The organism is Brucella tritici, assembly GCF_902825325.1.
Taxonomy (GTDB): domain Bacteria; phylum Pseudomonadota; class Alphaproteobacteria; order Rhizobiales; family Rhizobiaceae; genus Brucella.
Genome location: NZ_CADEAR010000040.1, coordinates 1 through 11181, shown reverse-complemented (window position 1 = coordinate 11181; position 11181 = coordinate 1). Strand labels below are relative to the sequence as shown.

Below are 11181 nucleotides of genomic sequence, written 5' to 3'. Positions count from 1 at the left end.
CAAAGCAAAAGTTTTGACTGCCAGCCGGAAACCCATTCCGTCAATCACGAAAGACGTGGGCTATTCGTTGCGCTCACAATTGAACACTGTCAAAACTCTACGTCACAGGCGCTAACGCCTTAAGTTTGCGCCCATGGCGGCGTCCATCCCATCAGAACCATTATTCCCGCATCAAAATTTCATTTCGAAATTTGCGTTGAAAACATGGTCCCGTGAAGAAGCAGAATACTGTCCCGTGTAAGACAATCCCAACGTGACGCTGGATGTGACGTCAATATCCAGCCCCGCCTCAATTGACGCGCTGTCTTTTGCAAGAGGCACACCGGCAATGGTAAAATTGTCGCCATCAGAGAAAGCAAACACAACTTCAGGCACCGTGCCATTTATTGCGTGTCGCCAGCCGGCCATGCCGCGCAGTGTCGCTTTCATTTCCCCAAGGGTAACAATCTGCTCTCCGCGCAGGCCAAGCGTGGTAAATGTCATATTGGTATTGCTGCTTGGACTGTTAAGCGCTGCTGCACCACCGGTCTCTGATAAACCATTGGTGTGCAGGCTGACATGCGCCAGATTTGCAAAAGGCTCAAGCCGCATGCCATTCTTCAGACGAATATCGTAACCGAGTTCGCTGAAGGTCTGAAAAGTACCGGCGCTGTAGTCCGCTTTGAGCTGCTCGTTCAAACCCGGAATGGCCACAAAACGACCGGCATCCACATTATGGTATGTATAAGCAATGCCGCTTCTGAAATTCACATTGCTCCAGTTAGTTCCTGCATAAAGACCGAGATGATAATTGTCAGAGGATGCCGATCCGCTGCCAGTATCCCCTTTGATGCGGGAATGGCTGTAACCGGACAGCATACCTGCACGCCAGTCATCAAGCATGGTATCTGCCCCAATCAGGAGACCACCGGTATTGCGACCCATACCGCGGGCATTGCCGTCACTATCCGCTGAGCCCCAGCTGCCAAAAGCCTGTGTCCAGAATACCGGCCCCGAATGCGTCGCGGCAACGGCAACCGGATCACTCTGTGAGACGTAGGCCAATACCGGAGCAGTAGACGCACCAGCATCACCGAAAGCTGCACGCAGACGATCATTGGCGGCATTGCGGATAAAACGGCTGTCTTCAATCAGTGCTGTCTTTGCGGAGGCATGAATTTCACCGGACAGCGCATCAAAGGCCTGCCGTGCACTGGTCTCATCTGTCAGTGACGCCACGAGATCATAGACCGTATTACCGACGCCGATGCTCTCAATCCCATTGCCCGTTGCACATTGATTGGAAGTCACGGCAACATCGCAGAAAGCGACGGCATTACGTTTAGCATCAATATATACGTGATTACGGTCATAGCTGAGTGCGAGATCAACAAACGGCATATTCTGATCAAGGTTGTTAAAGACCCCCGTCACACCGCCTACAGCATTCACAATCGTCCACCGGCTTTCGGGCAGATAGACACCACCCGCTTTCAGTGCATAGACCGTTCCGCCGTTAATATTGGCCTGTCCTGTTACCGTAATCAGATCACTTTCAAGCGCCGGATTGATCTCGGCTTCCAAGGTTGAACCCGCTTCAAAAGTAAGATTACCGTCAATTGTCAGTGTATCGATAGAATTACCCGGTGCAATTGTTGCACCCGAAGCAACCCTCACCAGAGATCCTGTGCCGGAGCCGATCGTGCCGGAACCGCCAAGTCTCGCTCCGGCGAGCACATCCAGTGATCCGCCAAGATGGCCGGTGCCGTTTGCATTGCCGACCAGCAATGTTCCCGCATTGAGCGTGGTTGTGCCGGTAAAGCCGGAGCTGTCACCGGTCAAAAGCACGGTTCCTGTACCATCCAGCGCAAAGCGACCGCTGCCGGACAATACACCGGCATAATGGCCTGCATGACTGCCGTCGAAATGGAGTGAAGTGCCGGAGGCAATCTCCGCATTGCCGCCGAACCGGTCAGCCGCGGTGATCAGTTCTCCACCGGCAATCGTCCAGTCCAGCACAGATGTGCCCGCAAGCGTAAGCGTCCCTGCGCCGCGCTTTTCCATCCGGCCTTCAACACCGTCCAGACCGGTAATATTCCCCGCAAATGTCCCAGCAACATTCTGATCAAAGATCATGGTTGCAGCATTGCCGATATGGCCGGATAGCGATCCGGCATCCCCGGTCAAAATGCCGGACTGCACGAGTGTATTGCCGTAAGCGTTCCCGCCATTCTCAAGGCGCAGAGTGCCTGCACCGGACTTGATCAGATCACCGGTGCCGGTGATAACACCGGTCAGGCCGAATTCGGTTCCGGCAGCGATGTCGAAAGTGCCGTTTCCGGTCAGCCCGATTGCACGGGCACTGTCAAAACCGGCTGTGGTGGCAAGTGTTCCGCCGCTAAAGGTCAGCCCCCCCAGCCCAGCTCCCAGATTATTATCCGCAGAGACCTGCAATATGCCGCCCGCAATGCTTGTTCCGCCCGTATAGGTGTTGATACCCGACAGGATGAGTGTGCCGCTGCCGCGCTGCTCAACACGACCGGTTCCGGAAATAACATTGCTGAAAGCAAAACTATCTGAACGGTTGAAGGCAAGAGCGGCATTATTGGTGATGTCGCCCAGAACCGAGCCCGTTATGCCGCCGTTGCCGAGCTGCAAAACCCCGCCCTGAATTGTGGTGCCGCCGCTATATGTATTGGTGTCGGTCAGCAGCAGCGTGCCGTCCCCCGCTTTCGTCAGACTTGTACCATCCCAACCGGACACAACATTCATCACCTGATCGGCCAGTGCTGTACCGACGGTAAAATGGTCAGTTGCATTGGCAAGGGTGAATGTACCATGAGCAAGATTATTACCCGCAGTCCAGCTCAGACCATAGCTCGCCAGATATTTTGTTTCGTCATCGGATTTGCGGGTATGGACAGTCATATAATCGACCGTTCCGTTAAAACCGCCGATCGTCACCGCTGAAAAATCCCCGCTGATGCCGTTCCGCGTCGAGATCAGAACCTTCTCAAGCTGACTTTCGTTCTGAATGCCACTGAGATTGAACGCAACACCATTGCCGATCCTCATCCGGTCAGACTCAAGTGACGGCTGTCCCGCACCGGCATTGATTGCCAGCTGTGTCTGATCCTGCAGATCAATGGTATTTGATACCCACAAGGATGAGGAACCGGCGATTGCGAGTTTGCTTCCCGCACCACTGACATTCAGATCATCCGAGAGACTGTTGATCGTGCTTTGTGCCCCGCCGCCAAATTGCAGTGTTCCGCCCGTGACTGCAGCCGAACCGCCAAGTGTGCCTTGCACGATCAGCTTGCCGCCGGACACGGTTGTCATACCCCTGAAGTCGGTATTGTCAGCCGTCAGCACTGTTGTTCCGGCGATCTGATTGATGCTGCCCGTGTTCCCGCTTTTCATGCGTGTATCGAAGACATAATTGCTGTCGGTGTGGTTGAAACGCAGCGTGGCGGTTCCCTTGCCAAATTCGAGCAGCCCCGCTTTCAGCCGCCCTGCAACAGCCGCCTTGGCAGCGTCATTGCTGTCTGCACCGATGCTGAGCGTACCGGTTGAACCAAAACCCGGGAACAATCCGTCTTTCGCCAGATAGACCGTGCCCTTTCCGTCCGCTCCGGCCTCAACGACTGCGCCCATCGTAATGGAAACGGAACCCGAGCCGTAATTAAAGGGCGTACCAAAGCCGATATTGAGGTCGCCGGTATTGATCCAGCGAGAACCTGATCCCTCAACAATAACCGAGCCGGTGCTGTTAGTCATACTGCCGATAAAGCTGTCACCATTCGTAACAATACCGCCATTGGTGATCCGCAAAGTTCCTTTGCCGCCCATGTCACCGACCCGCAAAGTACCGGCATTGCTCCAGTTCGAACCTGTGCCGGACACGACGACCAGACCTTCACCGGCGGCACCATTGAGTGAGCGGCCGATATGGCCGTCAGTGCTGGTCAGGGTTGCACCGTTCAGAACATAAACCTCCCCGTGGCCATCTACACCGGCCAACAGAGCGGCGCGGTTATCCCATCTGGATCCCCGACCATTGACGACCGCTGTCGCCGGTTCTCCGGACACACCCTTCACATCACCGAAACTGTTGGTAACTATGCCGCCCTGATCAATGACGAGCCCGCCGTTACCGGCACCGCCAATTGAGAGATTACCGTCAATCAGCCAGCGCGCGTCAGTACCAGTGACACGCAAATTGGCTGTTGCACCACTGGTCGTTCCCGCATCGATATGGCCTGCACTGCTGCCAAGCTTTCCGGCAATTTGCAATGTGCCCTTGCTTACACTGGTTTCACCCGTGAAGGCTGAACTGTTACCGGTCAGGATGGTTATGCCTGTGCCTGATTGCAGGAGGCTCCCGTTTCCGGAGATTGCACCTGCCAGTGTCAGAATACCGGAACGGTTGAAGGCAAGTGCCGCACTATTATGAATATCTCCTGCAAGGGAGCCTGTTGTGCCGCCGTCACCGATCTGCAAGGTGCCGGTTTTAATATCCGTGCCGCCTGTATAGGTATTGTCTCCCGTCAGCGCCAGCGTGCCGGTACCGTCCTTGATCAGGGATAATCCGCCGCTGCCGTTTTCAATAACACCGGCAAAAACAGAGTTTACATTGCCATTCGCAGTGATCACAGCAGAATTCGGAGCACTGTTAGTAACAGTACCGCTGCCGGATAGCGCAGTGAGATTTGTACCAAAACCGTTGACATCAACAACGGCATCTTTCGCAATCGCTACGCGCACGGGAAGTGTAGAATTTGTATCTATGCCCAGCGCTGTTTTGCCGGCGAGCAAACTTCCTATCTTAACTGTGCCGCCCGCAACATGCGTTTCCTGACCGGCAGCACCGGACCGGCTGGCATTGCGAAAGCTGAGAAAAACAGTTCCCGTATCCGCAGCACTTCCCAGTGTCAGAACAGAGCCGTCTTCCGCCTTAAAGCCAGTCATAATATTGAGCGTTGCGCCAGCGGCTGCAGCCAGTGTTCCGGACTGACCGCTCAGTAAACTGATTGTGCCTGTCGACAGTAACATGTCCGCAATGGCGGATATGACACCACCTTCAAGATTATAAGAGACGTTACGGGATGTCGCCCTGTCAAAAGCCAAAGTGTCTTTGACGGTCAGCGTTGCCGGTGCGGATGCGCTCAATTCGCCGCGCACAGTTGTTTTACTGTCCTGCAGTACAGAAGCATCGCCGGACAGGTTCAGTACGCCGTTAATCTCACCACCGGAGAGGATCGTTTTACCAGCAACATTAACCGTCGTGTCTTTGGCGATGACACCGCGTTTTTGTGTGAAAGTACCGGCATTCAGGGTGATATTCCTGCCGGTTGTCCCATCTGTCTGATTATAATGCCCGCTGATATTAACTGTCGTACCGGTTCTGCCGGATACTGTGCCACCGGTTTGCTGCAATTCTCTGATTGTTTCGTTACCGATAAGGACGTCAAAGGCGCCATTGGCGCCAACATTAACCGTCGCACCGGATGCCAGCGCCGCACCATCAGTCTGCAATGTTCCGTTACGCACTGAAAGTGTGGTTGAACCGACATCCCCTGCCCCCAGAAGTGCGAGGGTTCCGCCTGTCACATCAATATCGCTGAACATGGAACCGGCACTGGCCCCATAGAGTGTCACTGTACCGGCACCGGTCTTGGTCAGCTTATGCGTGCCGAAGATCTTGCCTGCAACACTCATTTCCGCGTTTGCGCCAACTGTATCGACAGTTACATCCGATGCCAGATTCAAAACAGCCGTCGACTGAAAAATTGGCGTATGATTCCTGCGGGTCACAATAATACGGGCATCATCCGTTGTTCCCGAATTCAAGGTCAATGTACCGTTCTGAAAAGCATATCCGCCCAGAACACTATTGTTTATGTTGAGGGTTCCGACGGTATACGGACCACCATCCAGACCGACATAATAAGTTATGCCGTCACTCATGCCGTTAAAGGTAACTTCCGCTCCGGCGCTGTCGGGAATGCTGCCGGATGACCAGAATGCGGGCGAGTTCCATCCCCCGGTGGTTCCTGTCCATACAAATTCAGCCCGCGCGGTCTGCACAGAAAGAGCCGGACACATCACAATTGCTGCTGCAACAGACCAATATCTGATCCCGACAAGCGCCGTTGTGTTCTGCAATAAAGAACGCATCTTGTGCACGGTTGTCTTATACATGATCAGCCCCCGGATCTGCCGATACCGTCGGGCGACCTGAACCTGCACGCACATAACGACAATCAGCATTGCAGGCGCCACATTGCTTTATTTTTAAAACAATGTTGCCACCTGATATAAATAAAATCTGATCGCAAATTTGAATTTAAGCTGGTGCTTGTCAAGCCGTAAGAGACTAAAATTTATAACTATATCAATCTGTTATATTGAGCGTCTCAAAAAATATTCCAAAACTTTTCTGTATGTCTCACATCGTAAAAATGTCGCGCTCTGTTAAACCGACAAAATCCTATCGCATGGCTGCAAGCCAGCGGCTCCAGTCAACCTCTGAGGTCGATTCGGTATGATGACGGGTACTGCCGAAGGCCATTTCCCGATAGTCGCGTGGCGGCATGCCGAAATGGCGTGAAAACAATGTGCTGAAAGTCTGCGCATTCGCAAAACCCCAGCTGATTGCAATCTCGCTGACAGACAGGTGACGGCAGGCCGGATGCACCAGATCATCCCTGCATCGGTAGAGCCGCCGCTGCCGGACATAGCTGGAAAAGCCGTGAACCGGTTCCATGATCCGGTATAATGTTGCCCGCGAGAAAGCAAAATGCTGTGCGACACTTGCTGAACTCAACGTGAGATCGGCCAGATTATCCTCAATATAGCGACGCACCGCCAGCCATGCCGCTGTACGGACGGGGACAGCCTGCTCTTCTGTCACCACGCCATTGAGAACAGCTGCAGCCAGTGCCAGTGTAGGCCCCTGCATCGCCATAGCCTGCGCCGGTGTCATTTTGGGTCCTGCTGCATAAAGGGCCAGAACATGACTGCGCAATAAGGCCGTCAGCGGTTCCTGAGCCGCCAGTCGCGAACCGCCATAGCCATCAGGCTGCGCAAGCAACGGATCAAATAGACGCCGTGGTAAAACCAGATCAAAACTCTGATATTCCGTCGATACAGTCTTCAGTGGCTGCGTCATGTCAACGATCAGAAGATCACCTTGCTGGGCAATTTCTTCACGGCCACGCGCCTGTGCGCTGCGCTTACCAAAGACATAAAATTGCAGCATATAATAATCGAGGCTGTCGACGGCGATCCGCGATTTAACGCGCTCGGTCGTCTGGCCGGAGCTGCGAACAGTGCCAAACATCAGATCGCCCGCATGAAAAGCGTCGACATTGGCATAGAAACTGTCATAGGTGAGCTCAGAAACATCCCAAACGGAAGTCGCACTGTCCCGCCACAGCGGAATGCGCTGATGCAACGGCAGTTGGTTGGTATTGAGAACCGACCGCGGTACGAAACTTCCCCCAGACCCCATTCGTTCACATTTTCCTTGTCGTTAAAAGCACACTTAATGCTTGAGTATACACTCTTCATCTTTCCGCTTTAGCAGGTGAGCTTGTATGCATATTTATGCTTTGTATCGTAATCTTTTTATCGATCCAGTGCCAGAACCAAGCACCTCAACTTCCGATAGCCTGAGACCGCTCCTTCGCTGCGTCAGCACTAGGCGTTCCACCGCTGACAATTTCGGTGAACATTCTACATCGGGACTATTGGAACGAAGCTCTCCACACAAGCCGTGACGCCTCATCAGCTCAAATCCGAAATCCGACACGGCCGCGTTGCGAGCGTCTTTTTTCAGCAAAGGATCCTCCCTACCGGACGGAAGACCAAACGGACCGCCGTTTCGAGAACTTTACCGAACGGGTGACGATGCGCTCATTTATGCGGCGACCCGAAATTTCGTAAACGTCGCTGACGAACTTTTTTGGCGGAATGCAGCCCCTGACTCTTTCATACGAAAAACTGTTGGCGTGCAAGCATTGTTCGATGTGTTTCGCGAGATAGCAGGGCCTATGCTGAAAGAGGGCGACCTCAGTGCAGACGCATTTCGCAAGCGGCTATCTCCCGCGAGCTGGGTCGACTTCGCTAATGTGCGTTTCCAAATTGCTTCAGGTTCCAATCGCACTGTAATCCGTCGTATCATTCGTGCCAATTTGGAACTGATCCCCGTATCCGAGCTACCGATCGACGACCATCAGTTTGTTAGAAACTGAATATGAAGTAGCTTCATCTAAGCGGTGAAGTGCGTGAAGCGTTGCTAAACAACGCCCCACGCGCGAAACCGTCCCCTGCCGGTCATTTCGCGCAAATTTAGCTCTTCCACAAGTCGAAGGGCGGCACGGGGCGTGATGTCGAGTTCCGCAGCGATCATACCGGCCGAAACCAGGGGCCTCGCCAGCACCAGTTCGATCAGACCGGGAAGATTTGACGAGGCACGTCGGCCGAGAAGCCGTCTTTCCATCATCTGGCGCGCCAGCAGCAACCGGTCATGCTCTTTAAAACACGCTTCAATTCCGGCAATCAGCCCGTCGAGACTGGCATGCAGTCGGGTTTCAAAGTTGCGATGGCGCCGCCGTTCGACACGGATGGTTTTCAGGGCGGCATTGAAGGCCAGCAAATGCGCTTGGCTTGTCAGCCCTTCGCGCCGGAGCAATGAGGCGGCCAACAAGCGGCCCAACCACGGCGCTCGCTGCAAAACGGCAAGCTCGTTCCACGCATCAAGCGCCAGAATGGCCTGCAGCACCGGCGGCAGATCGTTGATCGACCGCAAAACGGTTCGCCATTCCTCGAGCCGTTCCTCTTCATCCCAGTCGGGATCGCGGATCAGCGGGTCAGTCTCCGGCTTAGCCATCCTCTGCGGCTGTTTCGCTTTGGTCAGAACGTCTTCGGACCGTGCCAGCACAGCGTCGATGGCGTCGAGATCGATGCCGGGCAAGTCGAGTCTCTCATCCCAACGATTTTTTCTCCCCTCCCCGTCCTGATCCGGCCGTTCGACAGTCGCATCGTGCACAGTGGCGCTTTCGCCCTCCGCGACGATGCCGCCGCCACCCAATGAGGCTGCAGGCCCTGCCTGTCGCAGACTGCGCAAACCGTTTTGGCTCAGCGCCCAGTCCGGCGCCTGCGCGGAAATGCGCCGCCTTGTCTGCAACACGTCCCGGGCAATTGTCAGCGCGTGGCTGGGCGAGCGGATATCGCGGGCCGCCTCATGCAGGACGAGGTCTTCCATCTCGACCAGTTCGCCATCGAGCCACAATGAGGCGCAGGCATCGGCAAAATGCAACCGTTCGATCAGCCCCGCGCCGACCGGCGAGTGGGCAAGGCGCTCGTCGAGGCGTACCAGAGCCGCACTGGCGCGCGTCAAGGGCTGCAACAGGGCCTTCAGAGGCAAATCATCGAGATCGTAACGCATTGAAAACATGGTAAACAAATTCTCGAACGGACACCAGTGTTTATTTACTGTCCGGCACTGGCGATGGTTGGAAGTAGCACCTTTCATCATCGATAATTATACAGTATCGATGGTGATTGATTTCAGGGCGCAAATCCGTAAAAGTCGGAGCAATGGCACGCGAAAGCAGCGCCTCTTGACCGATCACGGAGGCTGTCCTTGGCCCAATTGCCCGATCCCGCCAGTGAGCGCCGTGCGCTACAGCTCGATACGATTGCCGCCGTGCTGCCGATGAACCGGCGCGACATGCTGGCGGAGATTTTGACCGATCAGGATGTCGAAACGCTGCGCCATCTGGTCAAGGAAGGCATGGGCGAAAACACGCTGCGTGCGCTGACCTCGGATCTGGCCTATCTTGAAGCCTGGTCGATGGCCGCAACCGGCAGCCCCCTCCCCTTCCCGGCACCAGAAGCCCTGCTCCTGAAATTCATCGCGCACCATCTGTGGCGACACCAACAACGCGAGATCGATCCCGATCACGGCATGCCAGCCGGCGTGGAAAAGGAATTGCTCAGCCAGGGCTTTTTGCGCGCATCCGGGCCGCATGCGCCAGCAACCGTGCGGCGCCGCCTGTCCAACTGGTCGACATTGACCCGCTGGCGCGGGCTGGAAGGATCGTTTTCGGCACCGTCGGTCAAATCCGCTCTGCGTCTTGCCGTGCGCGCCACCAATCGTCCGCGCAGCCGCAAGAGTGCGCAGGCCATTACCGGCGACATCATGACGAAACTTCTGGGAACCTGTGTTGGCGACGATTTGCGCACGCTGCGCGATCGGGCCATTCTGATGGTCGCGTTTGCCTCGGGCGGCCGCAGGCGCAGCGAGGTTGCACGGCTCTCATTGGAACAGCTCACCCTGGAAGAGCCCGTAATCGACAAGGACGGCAATCCCCTGCCCTCTTTGTCGATCCGCCTCGGGCGTACCAAGACGGCCAGTGCTGAGCAAGACGAGGTCGTCTATCTGACCGGCCGCCCCGTCGACGCGCTCCATGCATGGATTGCAGCGGCGAAGATCGAAAGCGGCAGTCTGTTTCGCGCCGTCGATCGATGGAACAATCTCGGACGCCAGGCGATTGATGCCCAAACGGTCAATGCAATCGTCAAAGCACGAGCCGCCAGCGCCGGTCTCGATCCGAAGGCGTTTTCGGCGCACGGCCTGCGTTCCGGCTATCTCACCGAAGCGGCCAATCGCGGCATTCCGCTCCCGGAAGCCATGGAACAATCGCGCCATCGCTCCGTGCAGCAGGCGTCCGACTATTACAACAACGCCAAAAGGCGAAGCGGACGGGCGTCGCGTTTGCTTTGAGGCCCAAAGCGGTCGGTCTAATGTCGGTGGTTGCATATGTAATAGCAGCCACGAAACTTAACCATTATCTATGATTATTTTTCAGTCCAGTCGAAACGGCAACGCCGCCGTTGCGCCGAATGCGGTCCTTCGTGTCATAACTGATGATGGCGGCTCCTTGCCTAGCATTTGACAATTAAGGGAAGGTGCCGCGACCAACGAGGTCGCGGCTGGCAATCAAACAACGTCTTGTAACTGAGCCTCTCCGTTGTGCAGGAAGCACGCCTTGCTAAAGAGACCTAGATCGACAAAATTTGGTAAGCGAACGTCACCAATGTCAGGAAGCCGTTTGCCGGTGTTGTCACGTTAAGTTTCTTTGGCCGGAAAGGTCAGCGGCTCGTAGATATTCAGGCGACACCGGCCGCAAT

Annotated in this window: 4 protein-coding genes and 1 pseudogene; 1 reads left to right on the top strand and 4 read right to left on the bottom strand. The window is 55.2% G+C overall.

The genetic code is table 11. From position 1 onward, the window contains the following. Positions 1-171: 171 nt before the first annotated feature. From HWX93_RS22015 to HWX93_RS22005, 3 genes are all read right to left on the bottom strand, one after another. The gene (locus HWX93_RS22015) at positions 172-6183 is read right to left on the bottom strand and encodes an autotransporter domain-containing protein (RefSeq protein WP_176038733.1); all 6012 of its coding nucleotides are present in this window, start codon (positions 6181-6183) and stop codon (positions 172-174) included. A gap of 289 nt (positions 6184-6472) precedes the next feature. Further along, positions 6473-7495 (bottom strand): helix-turn-helix domain-containing protein, encoded by a 1023-nt coding sequence (locus HWX93_RS22010; protein WP_011983095.1) that lies wholly within the window; start codon positions 7493-7495, stop codon positions 6473-6475. A 786-nt stretch (positions 7496-8281) separates the two neighbouring features. Beyond that, a complete protein-coding gene (locus HWX93_RS22005; RefSeq protein WP_011983093.1) occupies positions 8282-9442 on the bottom strand; it encodes an RHE_PE00001 family protein in 1161 nt (386 codons plus the stop codon). Positions 9443-9703: 261 nt separating this feature from the next. Between HWX93_RS22005 and HWX93_RS22000 the strand changes: the two genes are divergently transcribed. Further along, positions 9704-10774: a site-specific integrase gene (locus HWX93_RS22000; RefSeq protein WP_235969189.1), complete on the top strand. Its 1071-nt coding sequence runs from the start codon at positions 9704-9706 to the stop codon at positions 10772-10774. A 216-nt stretch (positions 10775-10990) separates the two neighbouring features. Here the strand turns inward: HWX93_RS22000 and HWX93_RS23115 are convergent. Further along, positions 10991-11116, bottom strand: a pseudogene (locus HWX93_RS23115) (DNA helicase); the annotation flags it as partial. Positions 11117-11181: the final 65 nt, after the last annotated feature.

Excerpts from the sequence above, each read along its gene's own strand:
- HWX93_RS22015 (WP_176038733.1), bottom strand. The coding sequence starts at position 6,183 with ATGTATAAGACAACCGTGCACAAGATGCGTTCTTTATTGCAGAACACA.
- HWX93_RS22000 (WP_235969189.1), top strand. The coding sequence starts at position 9,704 with ATGAACCGGCGCGACATGCTGGCGGAGATTTTGACCGATCAGGATGTC.
- HWX93_RS22005 (WP_011983093.1), bottom strand. The coding sequence starts at position 9,442 with ATGTTTTCAATGCGTTACGATCTCGATGATTTGCCTCTGAAGGCCCTG.
- HWX93_RS22010 (WP_011983095.1), bottom strand. The coding sequence starts at position 7,495 with ATGGGGTCTGGGGGAAGTTTCGTACCGCGGTCGGTTCTCAATACCAAC.